Genomic DNA, 21,158 nt, shown 5'->3' with positions numbered 1-21,158 from the left:
CGGATGCTTTCTCCAAACGATGTCCACCACGATGTCCACCAAGAGGTACACCCCATGAGCAACGACACCATGATGTCCGAGGTCCGCCGCCAGGTGACGGCCGAGGAATGGCAGACCCGCATCGAGCTGGCCGCCGCCTACCGGCTGGTCGCCCACTTCGGCTGGGACGACCTGATCTTCACCCACATCTCGGCGCGCGTGCCGGGCCAGCCCGACCAGTTCCTGATCAACCCCTACGGCATGCTGTTCGACGAGATCACCGCGTCCAGCCTGGTCAAGGTGGACCACGAGGGCCGGCCGCTGATGGAGACCGAGTACGACGTCAACCCGGCCGGCTTCGTCATCCACAGCGCCATCCACGACGGCCGCCCCGAGGTGCAGTGCGTGCTGCACACGCACACGCGCTATGGCGTGGCCGTCTCGGCGCAGAAGGAGGGGCTGCTGCCCATCTCGCAGCAGTCCATTTTCCCGCTGGCGCGCCTGGCCTACCACGACTACGAAGGCGTGGCCCTGCGTGACGACGAGAAGCCGCGCCTGGTCGATGACCTGGGCGCCAGCAACTTCCTCATCCTGCGCAACCACGGCCTGCTGACCTGCGGCCGCAACGTGGCCGAGGCCGTGCTGGCCATGTACACGCTGGAGTCGGCCTGCCGCATCCAGATCCTGGCGCAGTCGGGCGGCGGCGAGCTCACGCGCATCCCGCAGGACATCATTGCCGATGCGGTCAACCAGTCGCGCCAGGTCACCAAGGGCAAGGGCGCAGGCCTGGCCTGGCCCGGCCTGCTGCGCCGCCTGGACCGCATAGACCCTTCTTACAAGGACTGAAGGAAACCATGGGAATTCTGGTCAATATCCACCCGAGCATGGGCGCGCCCATCGTCGACTCGCTGCGCGCGCTGGCGCCCGGCGTGCAGGTCTGGGGCCACCGCGAGGAGGCGCCGGCCGACGCGGTCGAGGCCATGCTCGCCTGGAGCCTCAAGCCGGGCGTGCTGCCGGCCTATCCGGGCCTGAAGCTGCTGTGCGCACCCAGCGCGGGCGTGGACAAGCTGCTGGCCGTGCCCGACCTGCCGGCCGGCCTGCCCGTGGCGCGCACCGTCGATCCGCAGCAGCATGTGGAGATCGCCCAGTACGTGGTCGGCAACGCGCTGCGCCACACGCGGGAGCTGGACCTGTTCGCGCGCCAGCAGCAGGCCGGCGACTGGCTGCGCCGCCCCGTGCGCGCCAGCGCAGACTGCCGCGTGGGCATCCTGGGCCTGGGCGAGGTCGGCCGCTTCGTGGCCGGCGCCATGCAGGCCGTCGGCTACCCCGTCGCAGGCTGGAGCCGCAGCGCCAAGAGCATTGCAGGCCTGGCCACGCACAGCGGTGCCGAAGGTCTGAAGCAGCTGCTGTCCACCAGCGATATCCTGGTCTGCGCCTTGCCGCTCACGCCCGAGACGCGCGACCTGCTGGACCGCCGAACCCTGTCCCTGCTGCCGCGTGGCGCCTACTTCATCAACGTGGGGCGCGGCGAACAGGTGGTGGAAGACGACCTGCTGGCCCTGCTCGACGAAGACCACCTGGCAGGCGCCGCGCTGGACGTGCTGCGCGACGAGCCGCCCCAGCCCGGCAACAAGGTCTGGGGCCATCCCAAGGCCTTTGTCACGCCGCACATCGCGGCCCAGGCCTCGGCCGACACCGTGGCCCGCCAGTGCCTGGAGAATCTGCGCCGCCTGCGCGCGGGCGAGCCGCTGCTCAACCTTGTGGATGTGGCGCGGGGGTATTGAGCCTTGTTTTCCATCCGACGCTGCGCTGTTGCGTGGCGTTTTTTCATCGCCGGGCCGGCCCAAGATGAAAAGCGGCCCCCTTGGGGGCAGCGGACCTTGCGCAGCAAGGGTAGCGTGGGGGCCATTTTTCAACTGAGAAGAATCTAGAGACACCATGCCTTCGACTTCCCGCCGCGGCTTTTTGCAATCGACCGCTGCCGCCGCTGCAGCAGCCACCACCGTGCTGGCCCCCTCGGCCTGGGCCCAGAGCCCCTGGCCCTCCAAGCCCATCCGCATCATCGTTCCGTACACGGCAGGCGGCTTCACCGACCAGATGGCGCGCCTGCTGCAGGTCGGCCTGCAGAAGGCCCTGGGCCAGCCCGTCATCGTGGAGAACAAGCCCGGCGCCAACAGCATCATCGGAGTGGACCAGATCGCCAAGGCCGCGCCGGACGGGCACACCTTCGGCGTGGTCATCGCGGCCTATGCGGCCAACACCACGCTCTATCCCAAGCTGCCCTACAACCCGAAGAAGGACCTGGTCGGCGTCTCGCTCATGGGCGTCTCGCCCCTGGTCGCTGCCGTGGCCATGAACGCGCCCTTCAAGACCACGCCCGAGCTGATCGCCTATGCCAAGGCCAATCCCGGCAAGGTGGGCTTCGGCTCCTCGGGCAGCGGCTCCAGCGCCCACCTGACCACCGAGCTGATGAAGCTGCTCACCAGGACGGACATGGTCCACGTGCCCTACAAGGGCGCCGCGCCTGCGCTGGCCGACCTCATGGGCGGCCAGATCCCGCTGTTCCTGGACCCGCCGCCCAACCTCATCCAGCCCGCCAAGGCCGGCCGCATCCGCCTCATCGGCGTGGCCAGCGACAAGCGCCTGGCCGCGCTGCCCGACGTGCCCACCTTCGTGGAGCAGGGCTACGACGGCCTGCTGGGCAGCACCTGGGCGGCCATGATCGCGCCGGCCGGCGTGCCGCGCGAGATCGTGCAGCGCATGTCCGCCGAGGTGTCGCGCATCATCCGCAGTGCCGAGGTGTCGCAGCGGCTGGAGCAGGTGATGGGGACGTTTGCGGAGGGGTCCACGCCTGAGGAGTGCGATCGGTTCATTGCTGCCGAGACGGAGAAGTGGGGGAGGGTGATTCGGGAGGCGAAGGTGACGGTGGACTGAGTCTTTCTTGTTCTCGGGTCTGTTTTTTGACCCTGCCGGGTGGTTGTTTTTCGAGGCCGGGTTTCGGCCCGGCAGCCGACCCGCTTTCTTGTCGCGCGACAAGAAAGCGGGGCAAAGAAGCGCGCCCCGAACTGCCCACGACCCTTCGCTTCGCTGCGGGCGACCTGCGTTGGGCGGGATGCGGGGTGCGCCGTGAAACTCGTTGCGCGCTGCGCGCTTCACTCAAACATCACGGCGAGCTAGACAACGAAGCAAGCCTGTCCTTCGGCAGGCTTGCCACCCCGCATCCCGCCCAACGCAGGCGTGGGCAGAAGGGGGGAGGCTGGGGAACAGCCAACAGCCGGCGCCATCGCTCCGCTCGGCTTCAAACCAGGGGCCGAGCGAAGCGAAGGCCCGTACCAACTCCCCGGATGTCAGCGCCTGCGGCGTGGTGGTTGCGGGGTTGCAGTCCTGCCGAAGGACAGGACTGCTTCGTGATCTGACTCGCTGCGGTTGTCTGAGCGGCGCGCGAAGCGCAAAGCGAGTTCCGCAGCGAACCCCGCAACCGCCACGACGCAGGTTGCCCCGCAGCGAAGCGAAGGGGTCGCGGACATCCGGGTCGCCTTCTTTGATCTGACCTTTCTTGGCGAATCAAGAAAGGGCAGTCGGCCGCCGGGCCGAGACCCGGCCTCGAAAAACAACCCCCCGGCAGGGGCAAAAACAATCAAGCAGCCCCCACCCTCCACCGCCTCCTGGGCGCCCTCAACGCATGCCTTTCCCGATAGGCCGCAGGCGCCATTCCCACATACCGCAAGAACACCCGCCGAAACGCCGAGGCATCCCCATACCCGCAGGCCAGCGCCACGGACGGTACGCTCTCCAGCGTGATCTCCAGCAGCACCCGGGCCCGCGCGCAGCGCAGGCGGTGCAGGTGGTCCAGCGGGCTGTGGCCCAGTTCCTGCTGGAAGTGGCGCAGCAGGGTGCGCGGGCTGGTGGATGCCGCGTCCGCGAGGGCCTGCAGGTCATAGGGCTGCTCCACGCGCGCCTCCAGCCAGGCGATGGCATGGGCCAGCACGCTGTTGCGCGTGGCGGGAATGCGGCGGTCCTGCAGGGCGGCGCGGGTGGCGCGTTCGCGCTGGGCATCGGGCTGCAGCACGGCGGCCAGCGCTGCGGCCAGGTCGTCGCCGAAGGCATGGCGGGTGAGTGCGACGGCCATGGGCGCCAAGGCCTCGGGATGGGAGGCGCTGAGCCAGGGCCTGTCGTCCACGAAGGGCTGGCCCTCGGCCAGTTCGATGCCCGGGAAGTCCAGGCCGAAGCCGCCCATGAAATACCAGGGCAGGGCCACAAGCCGGCCCTGGCAGCGGCCGCCCGCTGCCGCAAACCAGGCGGCGCTGCCCAGCGTGCAGACGGCCAGGCCCTGGTCGAAGGCCGTGGTGATGCGCCGGGTGAGGGCAGGGTGTGCGGCGACGATGTCGCGGATGGAGGGGATGTCGGGGCAATGCAGCGCGCTCACGAAGACGGCCTGCACCGGCCCTTCGGCTGTTGCGCCTTCGGCCGCATGCGGCATGGCGGGCAGGGGCCGGCCCTGGCCGTCGACCCAGCGCCAGCCAAAGCGTGGTGCGCGCCGGCCCAGGCGCAGGCTGGCGACCAGGTTGGCGCTGCGCAGCATCTCCACCAGGTGCGCGGCATGGCCGATGGCGCTGTGCTCCAGGCAGGGCAGCTCGATGATGAAGGCTCGGGGCATGGCGGTTCTGGCTCCTCGAATGGCGATTTTGACGTGCCCGTCATACGTGCTTCACTTTTAGCATGGCTGCTTGTGCCACTTTCCAGGACCACGAAGATGCTCCACACCAGCGCCGAGACAAAGCCTTCCTCCTTCCCGCGCACAGGCCTGCGCTCCATCGCCCTGGCCGGGCTGCTGGCCTGCGGCCTGCCACTGGCGGCCAGCGCCCAGGGGCTCGATGCACAGGGCCTGGCGGCCCTGGATACCGCCATCCAGCCGCTGGCGCCCAAGATGGTGGAGTGGCGCCGAGACATCCACCAGCACCCTGAACTGTCGGGCCAGGAAGAACGCACGGCCAAACTGGTGGCCGATCACCTGCGCCGCCTGGGCATGGAGGTGCAGACCGGCGTGGGCGGTACGGGCGTGGTGGGCGTGCTGCGTGGCGGCCAGCCCGGCAAGACCGTGGCGCTGCGTGCCGACATGGATGCGCTGCCCGTGGCCGAGAAGACCGGCCTGCCCTTTGCCTCCAAGGCCAAGGCCCAGTACATGGGCAAGGAGGTTTCGGTCATGCATGCCTGCGGGCACGATGCCCACGTGGCCATGCTCATGGGCGCGGCCGAGGCGCTGGCCGGCATGCGCGCGAAGCTGCCCGGCACGGTGAAGTTCATTTTCCAGCCCGCCGAGGAAGGCGCCCCGGTGGAGGCCGATGCCCACGGCCATGTGCCCAGCTTTGGTGCCAAAGCCATGGTGGAGGCCGGCGTGCTCAAGGACGTGCAGGCCATCTACGGCCTGCACATCACGGCCAACCTGCCCTCGGGCATGGTGGGCTATCGCAGCGGGCCGCTGATGGCGGGCTCGGACAGCCTCAGCATCCAGGTCGAGGGCCGGGGCGGCCATGGCTCGTCGCCGTGGAATGCGGTCGATCCCATCGTCGCGGCCAGCCAGGTGGTGCTGGGCCTGCAGACCGTGGTCAGCCGCCAGCTCAACATCAGCCTGGAGCCGGCCGTGCTGACGATCGGCTCCATCCAGGGCGGCACGCGCTACAACATCATCCCGGACAACGTGGAGATGCAGGGCACGCTGCGCACCTTCGACGAGGACATGCGCCAGGAGGCGCACAAGCGCATCACCGCCACGGCCGAGCAGATCGCGGCCTCCAGCGGCGCCAAGGCCAAGGTGCGCTTCGGCCCGGTGGCCTATCCGGTGACCACCAACCCGGTCGCACTGACCGAGGCCTCGCTGCCCGCGCTCAAGCTGGCCATGGGCGGCAAGGCCATGGTGATTCCCAAGGTCAGCGGCTCCGAGGATTTCTCGGAATTCCAGAAGGTGGTCCCGGGCTTCTTCTACTTCCTGGGGGCGCCGCCGGCCGGCCAGGACTTTGCCAAGGCGCCGTCCAACCACTCGCCGCTGTTCGACATCGACGAGAAGCAACTGCCCACGGGCGCGCGCTCACTGGCCGCGCTGGCCGTGGACTACCTGCAGCGCAACCCATAGTTGTTGGACTCCCCCTGAGCGGCGGACGCCGCTTCCCGTTGCACGGCACTCCCTCTCTCGCTACGCGGGAGGGGGACGGCACCCTCGCTGCGGGGCGGCGCGGCCGGCGTAGGCCCTTGCTCGGTGCCCCTGGCTTGAGATCGAGTCCGTGCGAGCCGCGTCGGCTTTATTTGGCGCTAGCGATTGCCGATGGGCCTTTCCACCACCGGGCGATGGCGAGCCGGAAGGGCAGCAGCAGCGCCACGCCCAGCACCAGCTTGACGCCCAGGTCGCCCAGGGCCCAGGTCACCCAGGGCTCGGCCGCGCCTGCGAAAGCGATGCTCCAGAACAGGAAAGTGTCCAGGCAGGCGGCCAGCAGCGTGGCCACCAGGGGGGCACGCCACCAGCGGCCTGCACGCAGGCGGTGGAACACGCCGATGTCCAGCCACTGCGAGGCAATGAAGGCCGCGCCCGAGGCCAGCGCGATGCGCGGCGGCGCCAGCACCAGCGAGGCGGCAACGGCCACGGCAAAGCCCACCCAGGCCACGCGCCGGGCCTGCTGCGGGCCGAAGCTGCGGTTGACCAGCTCGCTCACCAGGAAGGCGAACGGATAGGTGATGGCACCCCAGGTCAGCCAGTCGTTGATGGCGTACTGCACCAGGATGTTGGACGACAGCACCACCACGCCCATGGCCGCGATGGCGGCCAGCAGCTGGGTGCGCGAGGGGGCGGCGAAACGGGGCGGGCGCGGTGTCATGCTGCGCCACCGGAGCCGCGTGCGCCCGACGAGGGCAGGGGCAGCCCGAGGATGGCGCAGGCCACGGCCTCGCCCACCTTGACGCCATCCACGCCGGCCGACAGGATGCCGCCCGCGTAGCTGGCGCCTTCGCCGGCCGGGTACAGGCCGCGCGTGTTCAGGCTGTGGAAGTCCGCGCCGCGCTCGATCTTCACGGGCGAGGAGGTGCGCGTTTCCACGCCGGTGAGCACGGCGTCGTGCATGTCGTAGCCGCGGATCTTCTTGCCGAAGGCGGGCAGCGCCTCGCGCATGGCCTCGATGGCGTAGGCCGGCAGCACGTGGTGCAGGTTGGTCAGCGTGATGCCGGGCTGGTAGGAGGGCTCGACCTCGCCCAGCGCGGCCGATTCCTTGCCCGCGATGAAGTCGCCCACCAGCTGGCCCGGCGCGTTGTAGTTGCGCCCGCCCAGCAGGTAGGCCTTGGTCTCCAGCTGGCGCTGCAGCACGATGCCCGACAGCGGGTGCAGCTCGCCGTCCTTGAGGTCTTCCACGCCATGGGTCTTGCCGTCGAAGGCCCAGGCAAAGCTCTTGGCATCGCGCGGATAGTCGGAGGGGTCGATGGCGCAGACCATGCCGGCGTTGGCATTGCGCTCGGCGCGCGAGTACTGGCTCATGCCGTTGGTGACCACGCGCTCGGGCTCGCTGGTGGCCGCCACCACGGTGCCGCCCGGGCACATGCAAAAGCTGTAGACCGCACGCCCGTTGCTGGCGTGGTGCACCAGCTTGTAGTCGGCCGCGCCCAGCAGCGGGTGGCCGGCATGCCTGCCCCAGCGCGCCCGGTCGATCAGGCCCTGCGGATGCTCGATGCGAAAGCCCACCGAGAACGGCTTGGCCTCCATGTGCACGCCGCGTTCGTAGAACATGGCGAAGGTGTCGCGCGAGCTGTGGCCCAGGGCCATCACGGCATGGTCGGTCTCCAGCCACTGGCGCTCGCCGCTGTCCTGGTCCAGCACTTCCAGGGCGGTGAGATGGCGGTCCTCGCCCTCGCCCTCGATGCGCATGTCACACACGCGCTGGCCGAAGCGGATCTCGCCGCCCAGGCGGATGATTTCCTCGCGGATGCCCTCGACCACCTTCACCAGCTTGAAGGTGCCGATGTGCGGGTGCGCGGCATAGAGGATCTCGGGCGGTGCGCCGTGGGTGACGAACTCCTGCATCACCTTGCGGCCCAGGTGGCGCGGGTCCTTGATCTGGCTGTAGAGCTTGCCGTCGGAGAAGGTGCCTGCGCCGCCTTCGCCGAACTGCACATTGGACTCGGGCACCAGCTCGCGCTTGCGCCACAGGCCCCAGGTGTCCTGGGTGCGCTCGCGCACCGAGCGGCCGCGCTCGATCACGATGGGCCTGAAGCCCATCTGTGCCAGCACCAGGGCCGCAAAGATGCCGCAGGGCCCGAAGCCCACCACCACGGGCCGGCGCTGCAGGTCGGCAGGCGCCTGGCCCACGGCATGCCAGCGCATGTCGGGCGTGGGGTTCACATGGGCATGGCTGGCGAACTGCTCCAGCAGTGCGGCTTCCTGGCTCTCGTCGGCCAGCGTCAGGTCCACGATGTAGACCGCCAGCAGCTCGGCCTTGCGCGCATCGAAGCTGCGCTTGTGCACGTGCACGGAGGCAATGGCCTCCTCGGCAATGCCCAGCTGGCGCGCAGCCAGGGTGCGCAGCGGCTCCAGGGGCAGATATTCGGTGTGGCTGTCGGGGTGGTATTGCACCGCCGACAGGGGCAGTTTCAGTTCAGAGACGCGGATCATGGCTTGTACCTATCAAGCAGAGGGCCGGCGATGGTAAGCCAAAGTGGGCGACCGCACAGGCTGCGGGCCGCACAGCCTTGGGGTGTGCTCGGGTTCGGATTTTCCGCCAGATATTCCTGGTCCTGGTGTCGTCCCGATCCGGGCACGGACCTTGCATGCAGGGCCGGCCATCCGCGAGCGGGGTCCTTCAGTCCCGCTCTGATGGGGTGGCTGCATCTGCGCGAAGTGGTGGTGGAACGGATGTAAGCTCGCGGCAAGCCTGCGGGCGGGTGCTGCCCCAGGTGAACAAGATCAACGCATTCCACGCACCACAAGGAGACATTTCATGAAGCAACCCCCTTCCAGGCAACGCCTGCCTGCATGGCAGTGGATCGGCCTTGCGGCCGCCACGCCGCTGTTCCTCGCATCGTGCGGAGGCGGTGGCAATGGCGGATCGGGCCAGGACGACCTGGCCGCCTGTGCCATCACCTCGGGCGATGGCAGCGTGGTCGTGGGCTCGGGCCTGCCCGGTGATCCGGCCGCACCCGAACCCTCGTCGGGCTACCGCCTCGGCAAGAAGGCCCTGCACACCTCCAAGTACATGGTGGTCACGGCCAACCCGCTGGCGTCCAAGGCCGGTTGCGAGGTGCTCAAGTCCGGCGGCTCGGCCGTGGATGCGGCCGTGGCCGTGCAGATGGTGCTGGGCCTGGTGGAGCCGCAGTCCAGCGGAATCGGCGGTGGCGCCTTCATGCTCTACCGCGATGCAGCCACGGGCAAGGTCGTGGCCTATGACGGCCGCGAGACCGCGCCGGCCGCCGCCACCGAAAACTACCTGCGCTACGTGGACGACACCGCCGACCAGACCGCGCCCAAGCCCTCGGCGCGCGCCAGCGGCCGCTCCATCGGCACGCCGGGCGTGGTGCGCATGCTGGAACTCGCGCACAAGGACTACGGCAAGACCGCGTGGCCCCAGCTGTTCAATTCGGGCATCGACCTGGCCAGCAAGGGCTTTCCCATCAGCGGCCGCATGGCTGCGGCGCTGGACGGCTCCAAGGTGGAACTGGCGCGCGATGCCGATGCCGCCAAGCTCTACTTCGATGCCCAGGGCAAGCCGCTGGCGCTGGGCGCCAAGTTCGTCAACCAGCCCTATGCCGACACGCTGCGCAGCATCGCCAATGGCGGCGCCGATGCCTTCTACCGTGGCGACCTGGCCCAGGCCATCGTCAGCAAGGTGGGCGTGACGCAGACCGTCTCGGACGGCGCACCCATCACCCCCGGCAAGACCACGCTGCAGGATCTGGCCAGCTACGAGGCCAAGCGCCGAGAGGCCGTCTGCACCACCTACCGCGCGCGCTACATGGTCTGCAGCATGCCGCCGCCGTCGTCGGGCGGCATCGCCGTGGCACAGGCCATGGGCATTCTGGAAAACTTCGACCTCAAGGCCTATGCGCCCACGGCCATCGATGGCGAGGGCGGCAAGCCTTCGGTGATGGGCGTGCACCTGGTCAGCGAAGCCCTGCGCCTGGCCTATGCCGACCGTGACAAGTACGTGGCCGACACCGACTTCGTGCCCCTGCCCGGCGGCTCGCCGGCGCTGATGCTGGACAAGAGCTACCTGCGCCAGCGCGCCGCCCTCATCTCCACCACCAAGAGCATGGGCACGGCCCAGGCAGGCAACTTCGGCACGCCTTCGCAGGGCGTGGTCGATGTCAAGGAGGCCGGCACCACGCACATGAGCATCGTCGATGCCAAGGGCAACGCACTGAGCATGACGACCACGGTGGAGTCCAGCATGGGCTCCTTCCACGTCACGCGCGGCTTCGTGCTCAACAACCAGCTGACCGACTTCGCTGCCATCCCCAGCACCACCGAAGGCCCGGTCGCCAACCGCGTGCAGCCGGGCAAGCGCCCGCGCAGCTCCATGGCGCCCACGCTGGTGTTCGACCTGAAGACCGACGGCACCGCCGGCGACTTCAAGATGGCCACGGGCTCGCCAGGCGGCAGCACCATCATCCAGTACGTGACCAAGACCCTGGTCGGTGCGCTGGACTGGGGTCTGGATGCTCAGCAGGCCACATCGATGGCGGACTTCGGCGCGGCCAACAGCCCGACCACCAACGTGGGTGGTGAGCACCCCAATATCAACACGGCCAATGGCGGCAACGACGATCCGCTGGTCAGCGGCCTGCGTGCCCTGGGCCATGTGGTGTCCATCAGTGCGCAGTCCAGCGGTATTGGCACCATCTTGCGGGTGCAGCGCAATGGGCAGGCGCAGCTGGAAGGTGGGGCTGATCCGCGCCGTGAAGGGCTTGTTCTGGGCGATACCGTTCGCTGATTTCGGTCTGATGATTGGCTGAGGAAGGCGCTGCTGGCAGGGATGCTGGCGGCGCTTTTCTTTTATGGGGTCCATAGCCTGCCCCCCGGCAGGGACAAAAAAGCATCCCGGAATGGCAGCCACTCTGAGGGCACACGCCCCATGACTGTCGCCTCAAAGACATGCCCCACCCCCCACAATGCGCAAAAAAACACCCCACCACCCCCCGCAAACCAAGCAACCACGCCACCCCCTGCTATAGAGCCATCAGTCCCGCACCCACGCTGCGCGTTTTCCCCACAAGCCCCAACGCTACGGGCTTGCCCGAATCCATGGTTGGCATGCATCCATCTAAATTGAACAGCAGCAAGTTCGATGGTCGTGAGCCTCTGAGGAAGATGGAAATGCAAAGACGAGTGTTTGGCGCATGGATGTGCGCATCGGTCCTGATGACGGGCGCAGCATGGGCGCAGGACAGCTATCCCAGCCGCCCCATCAGCCTGGTCGTGCCCTACGGCGCGGGCGGCGTGACCGACGTGGTGGCGCGTGCGCTGGCCCAGGGCATGGGCAAGCAGCTGGGGCAGACCGTGGTGATCGAGAACAAGCCCGGCGCAGGCGCGTCCATGGGCGTGATGGAGATGCGCACGGCCAAGCCCGATGGCTACCGCCTGACGCTGGCGCCCGTGAGCATCTTCCGCCAGCCCCACATCCAGAAGGTGCAGTATGACCCGGTGCGCGATCTCAGCTACATCGCCACCTACATGACCTATGACTTCGTGCTGGCCGTGCCCCAGGACTCGCCGTTCAAGACGGTGCAGGATCTGGTCGAGTTCGCCAAGAAGAATCCGGGCGCCGTGGATTACGGCACACCGGGCAAGTTCACGGCCAACCACGTGGTGATGGCGCTGCTGGAGCAGGCCACGGGCGCACGCTTCACGCATGCGCCCTTCAAGGGCGATGCCGAGGCGCTGAACTCGCTGATGGCCGGCCACATCAAGTCCGGCGTGTACGCCAACACGGTGCTGCCGTACCTGAGCTCGGGCAAGCTGCGCGCCCTGGCCTCGGCCTCCGAGGTGCGGCCCGAGGCCTTTGCCAACGTGCCCACGTTCCGCGAAGCCGGTTATGCCTTCGATGTGCCCTCGCCCCTGGGCATTGCCGGGCCGCGCGGCCTGCCGCCCGAGATCGTGCGCAAGCTCGAAGCCGCCATCAAGGCCGCCATGGACGACCCGGCCTTCCGCCAGGTCGTCGGCAACTACGGCGTGCGCACGCAGTTCCGCGGCAGCCAGGAGTACACGGCGTTCGCCAGGAAGGCGTTCGAGGACGAGAAGAAGATCGTGCAGAACATAGGCCTGGAGGATTGAGGCCGCTACGCGGGCGGCAGCCCGGCCATGGCCCGCAGGTCCACCAGCCGGTCGTACTCGGCCGCCGTGATCAGCCCCAGCGCCACGGCCGCCTCGCGCGGCGCAATGCCGCGCGCCATGGCCTCGCGCGTGATGCGTGCCACGGCGTCATAGCCCAGCACCGGGTTGAGCGCGGTGGCCTGAAGCAGCGAGTGGCTGACCTGCTGCTCCAGCCGCTCGGTGTGTGCCTGCAGGCCGGCCACCAGCTTCTCGGCAAACACGCGGCTGGCGTCGCCCAGCGCGCGCATGGCGCGCAGCAGGTGGTGGATCAGCACGGGCTTGGCCACGTTGAGCTCGAAGTGCCCGGCCGAGCCCGCCAGCGTGACGGTGAGGTGGTGGCCCATGGCCTGGTAGGCGGCCTGGACCACGACCTCGGCCACGGTCGGGTTGCGCTTGCCCGGCATGATGGAGGAGCTCAGCCCATCGTCGGGAAACACCAGCTCCCCCAGGCCGCAGCGCGGGCCTGAGCCCAGCAGGCGGATGTCATTGGCCATCTTGGCCAGCGAACCGGCCACCACGTTGAGCGCGCCCGAGACCTCGATGAGCGCATCGTGCGCGGCCATGCCTTCGAACTTGCAGGGGTTGGGCGTGACCGCCAGGCCCGTGAGCGCCTGTATCTCCTCGCAGAAGACCCGGTCGAATCCGGCCGGCGCGTTGAGCCCCGTGCCGGCCGCCGTGCCGCCCTGGGCCAGGCTCCACAGCCGGGGCTGGGTGGCCTGCAGCCGGTGGATGCCATGGCCCACCTGGTGGGCGAAGGTCTCGAAGCTCTGGCCCAGCGTCATGGGCACGGCGTCCATCAGGTGCGTGCGCGCCACCTTGAGCACGCCGGCAAAGGCCTGGGCGCGTTCCTGCAGGCGCTGCTGCAGCTGTTCCAGGGCGGGCAGCAGGTGGTCGCGCAGCTCCAGCGCCGTGGCCAGGTGCATCACCGTGGGAAAACTGTCGTTGGACGACTGCGAGGCATTGGCATGGTCGTTGGGATGGACCGGGCTGCGCGTGCCCGGGGGCTGGCCCAGCATCTGGTTGGCGCGGTTGGCGATGACCTCGTTGGCATTCATGTTGGTCTGCGTGCCCGAGCCCGTCTGCCAGATGGTCAGCGGGAAATGCGCGTCCAGCAGGCCGTCGCGCAGTTCGGTCGCCGCGGCCTCGATGGCCGCGCCGCGCTCGTCGTCCAGCACGCCCAGGCGCCGGTTGGCACGCGCTGCCGCCAGCTTCTGCAGCCCGAAGGCGCGGTACAGGCCCTGCGGAAAACGCTCCTCGCCAATGGTGAACAGCTCCAGCGCGCGCTGGGTCTGCGCGCCCCAGAGGCGGCCGGCAGGGATGTGGACGGGGCCGAAGGCATCGTGCTCGATGCGGGTATGAGCTTGGGTCTGTGCCTGGGCCTGGGTGCGTGTCTGGTCCATGGGCTCAGTCCAGCGAGATCTTCGCGTCGGCCGCCACCTTGCGCCAGCGCTCCACCTCGGCTGCCGTGTGGCGTGCCAGGGCTTCGGGGGCGTATTGATCTGCGGGCAGCAGGCGTATGCCCTGGGCGGCCATCCTGTCGGTCCAGGACTTGTCGGCCAGGGCCTTGGTATAGGCCTGGTAGACCTTTTGCACCACGTCGCGCGGCGTGCCCTTGGGCGCGTAGATGCCGTACCAGGTGGCGGTCTCGAAGCCCGGCAGCAGCTTCTGGCCCAGCGCTGCCGCGCCCGGGAACTGGGGCATGGGCTTGTCCGAGGTGAGGGCGATGGCGCGGATGCGCTCGCCCGCCAGCTGGGGCAGGGCGGTGTTGGTCTGGTCGAACATGGCATCGACCTGGCCCGAGATCACATCGGTCATGGCCGGCGCCGCGCCCTTGTAGGCCACCTGGGTGATCTCCATCTGCGCGCGGCTGGCGAACAGCGCCGCCACCAGGTGCGAGGTCGATCCCACGCCCGCGTTGCCGAAGTTCAGCCGGCCCGGGTTCTGCTTGCCGAAGGCCACCAGCTCCTCGGCCGTCTTGTACGGGGAGTTCTTGCCCACCAGCAGCACCAGCGGCGTGTCGGGGAAGCGGAACACCGCCTCGAAGTCCTTGACCGGGTCATAGGCCAGCTTCTTGTACAGCGACGGCGCCGCGCCCATGTAGCCCATGTGGCCGACCAGGAAGCTGTAGCCGTCGGGCGCCGAGCGCGCCGCCTTGGCCGCGCCGATGGTGCCGCCCGCGCCCGGAACGTTCTCGATGATGATCTGCTGGCCCAGTTGCGTGCTGGTGCGCTGGGCGATGTCGCGCGCCATGGCGTCCGTGGGGCCGCCGGCCGCGAAGGGCACGATCCAGGTCAGCGGCTTGGCGGGGTAGCCGCCCTGGGCGTGCGCGGCCAGGGCGAAGGTGGCGGCGGCCAGGGCAAGGGCCAGGCGTGGCAGGCGGGGAAGATGGAAAGGCATGGTGTTGTCTCCTGTAGTGCTGTGTTCTGTCCTGGGCCGGGGTGTCAGCGGCCGCTGGCTGTATGGGCGCGCGACAGCGCAAGGGCGCGGTCCACCATCTGCGGGGCCTCGCCCAGGTAGTTGCGCGGGTCGGTGAGGCGCTGCAGCGCCGCGCGGTCGAAATGGGCCGTGACTTCGGGCAGGCGGGCCAGCGCATCGGCCAGCGTGCCGCCCTCGGCGTTGACGCTGCGGCAGGCGGCATAGACGATGTCGTGCGCCTGCTGGCGGCCCGTGTGCGGGGCCAGGCCCATCATCACGGCCTCGGCCACGATCAGGCCGTCGGTCATGTCCAGGTTGCGGGCCATGCGTTCGGGATCGACGATGAGGCCGCCCAGCATGAAGCGCGCCTGGTGCAGGGCGCCAGCCGAGAGCACGAAGCTCTCGGGCAGGGCCACCCATTCGGCGTGCCAGGGGCCGGTGGCGCGCTCCAGGTCCTGGACCATGGCGTCCAGCATCAGGCCCGCATGCTGGCGCACGGCCTTGGAGGCGGCCAGCATCAGCTCGCTGGAGATGGCGTTGCGCTTTTGCGGCATGGTGCTGCTGGCGCCGCGCCCCGTGACGAAGGGCTCGAACACCTCGCCGAACTCGGTGGAGGACAGCAGCATCACGTCGTAGGCGATCTTGCCCAGCGAGCCGGTGACCAGGGCCAGGAAATTCACCGCTTCGGCCAGGCCGTCGCGCGCCACATGCCAGGTGGTGGCGGGCACGCCCAGGCCCAGTTCTTCCATCAGCAATTGCTGCACTTCCAGGCCCCGGCCGCTCAGTGAGGCCAGCGTGCCTGCCGCCCCCGCGAACTGGCCCACCAGCACGCGCGGGCGCAGTTCCTTCAGGCGCTGGGCATGGCGGTCGAACATGGCCAGCCAGATGGCTGCCTTGTAGCCGAAGGTGATGGGCAGGGCGTGCTGCAGGTGCGTGCGGCCGGCCATGGGCGTGTCGCGGTGGCGTTCTGCCAGGTCGGCCAGGATGGTGCGCAGCGCGGCGATGTCGGCATCGACCAGGTCCAGCGCATCGCGCACCTGCAGCACGGTGGCCGTGTCCATGATGTCCTGGGTGGTGGCGCCCCAGTGGATGTAGCGGCCTGCGTCGCCGCACTGTTTCACCAGCTGGTGCACCAGCGGCAGGATGGGGTAGCCGACAATGTCGGTTTCCTTGCGCAGCAGCTCGAAGTCCAGCGCTTCGAGGCTGCAGCGCTGCGCGATCTCGTGTGCGGCCTCGGCCGGAATCACGCCGCAGCGGCCCTGGGCGCGCGCCAGCGCGACCTCGACCTCGATGTAGCGCGACACCAGCGCGCTGTCGGCGAAGATGGCGCGCATGGCCGGGGTGCCGAAGGCGTCGCGGAACAGCAGCGAATCGATGGCGGTGCTGGAGGTGAAGGACGGAAGGGTCATGGTGCGCAATTGCGATTAAGTTCGGACATATCGATATTTTTATTTATGTACGTACATTACGAACATTCGGGTTTGCCTGGGGTTAGGGCCTGCGCCCATGGCTGAGACACGCTATGCCCAGGTGGCGCGCGACCTGTCCGAGCGCATTGCCTCGGGTGAATACGCCGTGGGCGCCCTGCTGCCCACCGAGCTGGAGCTGTGCGACCGCTATGGCGTGAGCCGCCACACCGTGCGCGCGGCGATTGCCGAGCTGCAGCAGTCGGGGCTGGTATCGCGGCGCAAGAAGGTGGGCACGCGCGTGGAGGCGGCGCAGCCCCATGCGCACTACCGCCAGGCGCTGACCTCGCTGGAGGACCTGGTGCAGTTCGGCGCCACCCATGTGCGCGAAGTGCGGCGCATCGAGGAGGTGGTGCTGGACCAGGACCTGGCCGCCGAGCTGGACTGCCCGGCTGGCAGCCGCTGGCTGACCATCTGCAGCCTGCGCCGCGACGGCGCCGCGCCGCACCTGCCCATTGCCTGGACCGTGGTCTATGTGGATGCGCAGCGCTTTGACACGCAGGAACTGGCCCAGCGCGTGCGCGCCGCGCCCGAGTTGCTGGTCAGCAGCCTGCTGGAGCAGCAATACGGCCTGCGCATCGCGCGGGTGCGGCAGGCCGTGGTGGGGGCGCTCATTCCCGAGGCGCTGTCGGAGGAATTGCAGTCCCCGGCAGGGTCAGCGGCGCTGAAGATCGTGCGCCGCTACCTGGATACCGATGGAGAGTTGATGGACCTCAGCGTGACCTTGCACCCGGCCAGCCGCTACACCTTGCATACGCAGCTGGACCGGGATCTGGCGAGCGTCTAGCCGTTGGCGTTGGCAGCTTCCGAGCCCTGCTCTGCGAGGAAGCCGCCGCTCTGGTGCGACCACAGCTTGGCGTAGATGCCGCCCAGCTCCAGCAGTTGCTGGTGCGTGCCCTGCTCGACGATGTGGCCCTGGTCCATGACGATGAGCCGGTCCATGGCCGCGATGGTCGACAGGCGGTGGGCGATGGCGATCACGGTCTTGCCGTACATGAGGCTGTCCAGGCTTTGCTGGATGGCCGCCTCGACCTCGCTGTCCAGCGCGCTGGTGGCCTCGTCCAGCAGCAGGATGGGCGCGTCCTTGAGCATGACGCGCGCAATCGCCACGCGCTGGCGCTGGCCGCCCGACAGCTTGACGCCGCGCTCGCCCACCTGGGCGTCGTAGCCGCCACGGCCCTTGAGGTCGGTCAGCGTGGCGATGAAGTCCGAGGCCTCGGCCTTCTGCGCGGCGGCCAGCATCTCCTGCTCGGTCGCGTCGGGGCGGCCGTAGAGGATGTTGTCGCGCATGGAGCGGTGCAGCAGCGAGGTGTCCTGCGTGACCATGCCCACGGCGCCGCGCAGGCTGTCCTGCGTGACGGTGCGGATGTCCTGGCCGTCGATGGTGATGCGCCCGCCCTGGGCTTCATGGAAGCGCAGCAGCAGGTTCACCAGCGTGGACTTGCCCGCGCCCGAGCGGCCGATCAGGCCGATGCGCTCGCCGGCGCGGATGTGCAGGTTCAGGTGGTCGATCACCTGCTTGCCGCCGTCCTTGTAGGCAAAGCTCAGGTCCTCGAAGGCGATGGCGCCGTGCGTGACCTGCAGCGGCCTGGCGTCGGGCGCGTCCACGATGGTGCGCGGCTTGGTCAGCGTGAGGATGCCGTCCTGGATGGTGCCCACGTTCTCGAACAGGCCCGTCATCTGCCACATCACCCAGTGCGAATAGCCCATCAGGCGCAGCGCCATGGCGATGATGGCCGCCACCACGCCTGCGCTGGCCTGTCCGGCCGACCACAGGTACAGCGCCGTGCCCGCCGAGCCCACCAGTAGCATCGTGATCATCAGATGGTTGACGATCTCGAACTGGCTGACCAGCCGCATCTGCGCATAGCCCGTGGACTTGAAGGCCTCCATGGCGTTGCGCGCGTACTCGGCCTCGCGGCGCGTGTGGGCGAACAGCTTGACGGTGGCGATGTTGGTGTAGGCATCGGTCACGCGGCCCGTCATCATGGAGCGTGCATCGGCCTGCTCCTTGCCGATCTTGCCCAGGCGCGGAACGAAGTAGCAGCAGGCACCGATATAGGCGGCCAGCCACAGCGCAAACGGAATCATCAGCCGCCACTCGAAGCTGGCCGCCAGGATCAGGATGCCGATCATGTAGACGCTCACGCCCACCAGCACATCGACCACCATGAACACCACTTCGCGCACCGACAGCGCGGTCTGCATGATCTTGGTGGTGATGCGGCCCGCGAACTCGTCGGCATAGAACGACATGCTCTGGCCCAGCATCAGCCGGTGGAACACCCAGCGCAGCCGCATCGGGAAGTTGATGGCCAGCACCTGGTGCATCACCGCCGTGTGAAAGGCCAGCAGCAGCACGCTGGACAGCAGGACGGCGGCAATACCCCACACCGTGCCGCGCTGCTCTGCCCAGAAACCGGCCGGCGACACCGTGGACAACCAGTCCACCACATGGCCCATGAGGGCGAACAGCGCCGCCTCGTAGACGGCCAGCAGCGCCGAGGTGCAGGTCAGCAGCGCGATCCAGCCGCGCATGCCTTGCGTGCAGGCCCAGATGAAGGCGAAAAAGCCCTTGGGAGGGACCGTGGGCTCGACGCTGGGATAGGGCGGAACGCGTTTTTCAAAGAAACCGAACAAGATTTTTTTACTCCTTGGTCAGACCATCGTAGGCCAGAGTCGGGTTTGCCCGATGCGCGTTCAGCATGACCTTGGGCCGCAACATGTTTTGTAAGAAATCTCCACACAACTGTCCTACGCGTGGGTTCGCGCCCGGATTTCAGTGCAGGGGAACACGGCGCCGTGGGGAAGATTGTCCGCGTCCGGGGCCGCTTCGTTGTGCGCGAATGGGGAATGCAGCATGCCGCTGGCGGCAACAAAAAAGGCCTCTTGCGAGGCCTTGTGTTTCATGCCGCAGTGCAGTGCACTGCAGCGGACGGGGCTTGCCGCCGTCAGGCCGGCAGAAAGCCTTCCACCGACAGGTAGCGCTCGCCCGTGTCGTAGTTGAAGCCCAGCACCTTGGCGCCTGCGGGCAGCTCGGGCAGCTTTTGCGCGATGGCGGCCAGGGTGGCGCCCGAGGAGATGCCGACCAGGATGCCTTCCTCGCGGGCCGAGCGGCGTGCGTACTCGCGCGCGGGTTCGGCCTCGACCTGGATCACGCCGTCCAGCAGGCTGGTGTCCAGGTTCTTGGGCACGAAGCCTGCGCCAATGCCCTGGATGGGGTGGGGCGAGGGCTGGCCGCCCGAGATCACGGGCGAGGCGGCAGGCTCCACGGCAAAGACCTTGAGCTGGGGGAACCTGGCCTTGAGCACCTTGGCCACGCCGGTCAGGTGGCCGCCCGTGCCCACGCCAGTGATCAGCACATCCAGGCCTTCGGGGAAGTCGGCCAGGATTTCCTGGGCCGTGGTGCGCACATGCACGTCGATGTTGGCGGGGTTCTCGAACTGCTGGGGAATCCAGGCGCCGGGCGTCTGGCTGGCCAGTTCCTGGGCGCGGGCGATGGCGCCCTTCATGCCCTTTTCCTTGGGCGTGAGGTCGAAGCTGGCGCCGTAGGCCAGCATCAGGCGGCGGCGCTCGATGCTCATGCTCTCGGGCATGACCAGCACCAGCTTGTAGCCCTTGACGGCGGCCACCAGGGCCAGGCCCACGCCGGTGTTGCCGCTGGTGGGCTCGATGATGGTGCCGCCGGGCTGCAGGGCGCCGGACTTCTCGGCGTCCTCGACCATGGCCAGGGCGATGCGGTCCTTGATGGAGCCGCCGGGGTTGCCGCGCTCGGACTTGATCCACACATTGGCACCGGCGCCGAACAGGCGGTTGATGCGCACATGGGGCGTGTTGCCAATCGTTTGCAGGATGTTGTCAGCTCTCATCGGACCTCCGCGATTTTGGGGTGGTGGTTGGACAGTCGGGGGTGGCGCGCAGACGCTGCGCGAAAACCAGGCATTCATTGTGCACGCAGCTGTTCTATGCATGGGCTATATCGATATGGCCTGGACGGCTAACATCGCCGCATGAATCTACGGTTCCTGGAAACCTTTGTCTTGCTGGCCGAGCTGCGCAATTTCCGCATGACGGCCGAGCGGCTGTACACCACGCAGGCCGCCGTCTCCAGCCGCATCGCCACGCTGGAGCAGGAGTTCGGCGTGCGCCTGTTCGACCGTGGCGTGCGCGAAGTCACGCTGACGGCCGACGGCGCCAAGGCCCTGGTCCATGCCGAGCGCATGCTGCGCCTCATGCGCGAGATGCGCGAGGACATGCTGGACAAGCAGGCCTATGCGGGCGTGATCCGCATCGGCGCCATCGAGTCCATCGTGCACAGCTGGTTTCCCGATTTCCTGGCGCTGCTGCAGCAGCGCTATCCGCGCCTGCAGGTGGAGATCGCCTGCGACACCACGCTGCACATGTCCGATCAATTGGTGAAAGGGCAGCTGGACCTGTCGCTGCAGGCCAAGCCCGTGACGGCGGCCGGCGTGGGCCATCTGTCGCTGGGTGAATTTCCCATGGCCTGGGTGGGCAGCCCCAAGCTGGGCATCGGCGATGAGACCCTGAGCCTGGCCGAGCTGGCGGCCTTTCCCATCATGTGCTTTGCGCGCGGCTCCGAGCCGTATGCGGTGATCGAGCAGTTGTTCTCCACCGAAAGCAGCGCCTCGGTGCACCTGAACTGCATCGCCTCGGTGGCGACCATGATCCGCGTGGTCTGCGACGGCCTGGGCGTGGCCGCCGTGCCGCCGGCCATCATCCAGCGCGAGCTGGCCGAACAGCGCCTGCGCCTGCTGCGCGTGGACCGTGAGTTCCCCTCGCTGCCGCTGGTGGCCTGCTTTCGCAACGATCACCAGAACCCGCTGACCGAAGTGGTGGCGCGCGCGGCCGAGGAGACCGCCGCCGCCTTTGCGCTGAACCACGGCCAGGCCGTGGCGCGGCTGCCGGGTAGCGGCCTGGGCGGCTAGGCCCGAGGCCGC

At 68.4% G+C, this 21,158-nt stretch carries 16 protein-coding genes; 8 read left to right on the top strand and 8 right to left on the bottom strand.

Annotated features, from left to right (window positions below; all coding sequences use genetic code 11):
• Positions 1 to 54: 54 nt before the first annotated feature.
• The 3 genes from A4F85_RS17040 to A4F85_RS17030 all read left to right on the top strand — a co-directional run bounded on the left by A4F85_RS17040 (position 55) and on the right by A4F85_RS17030 (position 2,913).
• A complete protein-coding gene (locus A4F85_RS17040; protein WP_063327242.1) occupies positions 55 to 825 on the top strand; it encodes a class II aldolase/adducin family protein in 771 nt (256 codons plus the stop codon).
• Positions 826 to 833: 8 nt separating this feature from the next.
• Positions 834 to 1,763 carry a 2-hydroxyacid dehydrogenase gene (locus tag A4F85_RS17035; protein ID WP_063327241.1) on the top strand — a complete coding sequence of 310 codons (930 nt, stop codon included), beginning with the start codon at positions 834 to 836 and terminating at the stop codon, positions 1,761 to 1,763.
• Positions 1,764 to 1,917: 154 nt separating this feature from the next.
• Complete coding sequence (locus tag A4F85_RS17030; RefSeq protein WP_012203338.1) at positions 1,918 to 2,913, top strand: tripartite tricarboxylate transporter substrate binding protein; 996 nt, start codon at positions 1,918 to 1,920, stop codon at positions 2,911 to 2,913.
• A gap of 703 nt (positions 2,914 to 3,616) precedes the next feature.
• Here the strand turns inward: A4F85_RS17030 and A4F85_RS17025 are convergent.
• The gene (locus A4F85_RS17025; RefSeq protein ID WP_063327240.1) at positions 3,617 to 4,636 is read right to left on the bottom strand and encodes a GlxA family transcriptional regulator; all 1,020 of its coding nucleotides are present in this window, start codon (positions 4,634 to 4,636) and stop codon (positions 3,617 to 3,619) included.
• Positions 4,637 to 4,732: 96 nt separating this feature from the next.
• On the opposite strand from A4F85_RS17025, the gene A4F85_RS17020 reads away from it, so the two are divergent.
• Positions 4,733 to 6,109, top strand: coding sequence for an amidohydrolase (locus A4F85_RS17020; protein ID WP_063327239.1), 1,377 nt, complete (start codon positions 4,733 to 4,735; stop codon positions 6,107 to 6,109).
• Positions 6,110 to 6,275: 166 nt separating this feature from the next.
• On the opposite strand, the gene A4F85_RS17015 is transcribed toward A4F85_RS17020, so the two are convergent.
• A complete protein-coding gene (locus A4F85_RS17015) occupies positions 6,276 to 6,845 on the bottom strand; it encodes a VUT family protein (protein ID WP_016454772.1) in 570 nt (189 codons plus the stop codon).
• Positions 6,842 to 8,626, bottom strand: a complete 1,785-nt coding sequence (locus tag A4F85_RS17010; RefSeq protein WP_063327238.1) for an NAD(P)/FAD-dependent oxidoreductase — start codon at positions 8,624 to 8,626, stop codon at positions 6,842 to 6,844. Before A4F85_RS17010 ends, A4F85_RS17015 begins: the two co-directional genes overlap by 4 nt.
• A 325-nt stretch (positions 8,627 to 8,951) precedes the next feature.
• On the opposite strand from A4F85_RS17010, the gene ggt reads away from it, so the two are divergent.
• Entirely contained in the window at positions 8,952 to 10,940 is a 1,989-nt protein-coding gene (gene ggt, locus A4F85_RS17005) for a gamma-glutamyltransferase (RefSeq protein ID WP_063327237.1), read from the top strand.
• Between the two features lie 383 nt (positions 10,941 to 11,323).
• Complete coding sequence (locus A4F85_RS17000) at positions 11,324 to 12,280, top strand: tripartite tricarboxylate transporter substrate binding protein (protein ID WP_012203366.1); 957 nt, start codon at positions 11,324 to 11,326, stop codon at positions 12,278 to 12,280.
• Between the two features lie 5 nt (positions 12,281 to 12,285).
• Here the strand turns inward: A4F85_RS17000 and A4F85_RS16995 are convergent, their stop codons facing one another.
• From A4F85_RS16995 to pcaB, 3 genes are read right to left on the bottom strand one after another with little or no spacing between them, the layout of a single operon-like run.
• On the bottom strand, positions 12,286 to 13,719 hold the full coding sequence (locus tag A4F85_RS16995) for a class II fumarate hydratase (protein WP_063327236.1): 1,434 nt from the start codon (positions 13,717 to 13,719) through the stop codon (positions 12,286 to 12,288).
• Between the two features lie 4 nt (positions 13,720 to 13,723).
• The gene (locus tag A4F85_RS16990) at positions 13,724 to 14,716 is read right to left on the bottom strand and encodes a tripartite tricarboxylate transporter substrate-binding protein (RefSeq protein WP_063327235.1); all 993 of its coding nucleotides are present in this window, start codon (positions 14,714 to 14,716) and stop codon (positions 13,724 to 13,726) included.
• A 44-nt stretch (positions 14,717 to 14,760) separates the two neighbouring features.
• Positions 14,761 to 16,143: a 3-carboxy-cis,cis-muconate cycloisomerase gene (gene pcaB / locus A4F85_RS16985; protein ID WP_034390459.1), complete on the bottom strand. Its 1,383-nt coding sequence runs from the start codon at positions 16,141 to 16,143 to the stop codon at positions 14,761 to 14,763.
• A gap of 97 nt (positions 16,144 to 16,240) precedes the next feature.
• Between pcaB and A4F85_RS16980 the strand changes: the two genes are divergently transcribed.
• The gene (locus tag A4F85_RS16980; protein ID WP_063327234.1) at positions 16,241 to 16,987 is read left to right on the top strand and encodes a GntR family transcriptional regulator; all 747 of its coding nucleotides are present in this window, start codon (positions 16,241 to 16,243) and stop codon (positions 16,985 to 16,987) included.
• On the opposite strand, the gene A4F85_RS16975 is transcribed toward A4F85_RS16980, so the two are convergent.
• Together A4F85_RS16975 and cysK are read right to left on the bottom strand one after the other, a co-directional pair.
• Positions 16,984 to 18,840 carry an ABC transporter ATP-binding protein gene (locus tag A4F85_RS16975; RefSeq protein WP_063327233.1) on the bottom strand — a complete coding sequence of 619 codons (1,857 nt, stop codon included), beginning with the start codon at positions 18,838 to 18,840 and terminating at the stop codon, positions 16,984 to 16,986. The two genes, A4F85_RS16980 and A4F85_RS16975, sit on opposite strands and share 4 nt — an antisense overlap.
• A 311-nt stretch (positions 18,841 to 19,151) precedes the next feature.
• Positions 19,152 to 20,069, bottom strand: a complete 918-nt coding sequence (cysK, locus tag A4F85_RS16970) for a cysteine synthase A (protein WP_013804126.1) — start codon at positions 20,067 to 20,069, stop codon at positions 19,152 to 19,154.
• Between the two features lie 141 nt (positions 20,070 to 20,210).
• On the opposite strand from cysK, the gene A4F85_RS16965 reads away from it, so the two are divergent.
• Positions 20,211 to 21,146: a LysR family transcriptional regulator gene (locus A4F85_RS16965; RefSeq protein ID WP_034390463.1), complete on the top strand. Its 936-nt coding sequence runs from the start codon at positions 20,211 to 20,213 to the stop codon at positions 21,144 to 21,146.
• Positions 21,147 to 21,158 lie beyond the last annotated feature (12 nt).

This window comes from Delftia sp. GW456-R20, from assembly GCF_001622915.1.
Classification (GTDB): domain Bacteria; phylum Pseudomonadota; class Gammaproteobacteria; order Burkholderiales; family Burkholderiaceae_C; genus Comamonas; species Comamonas acidovorans.
This window is presented reverse-complemented; position numbering and strand designations above follow the sequence as displayed.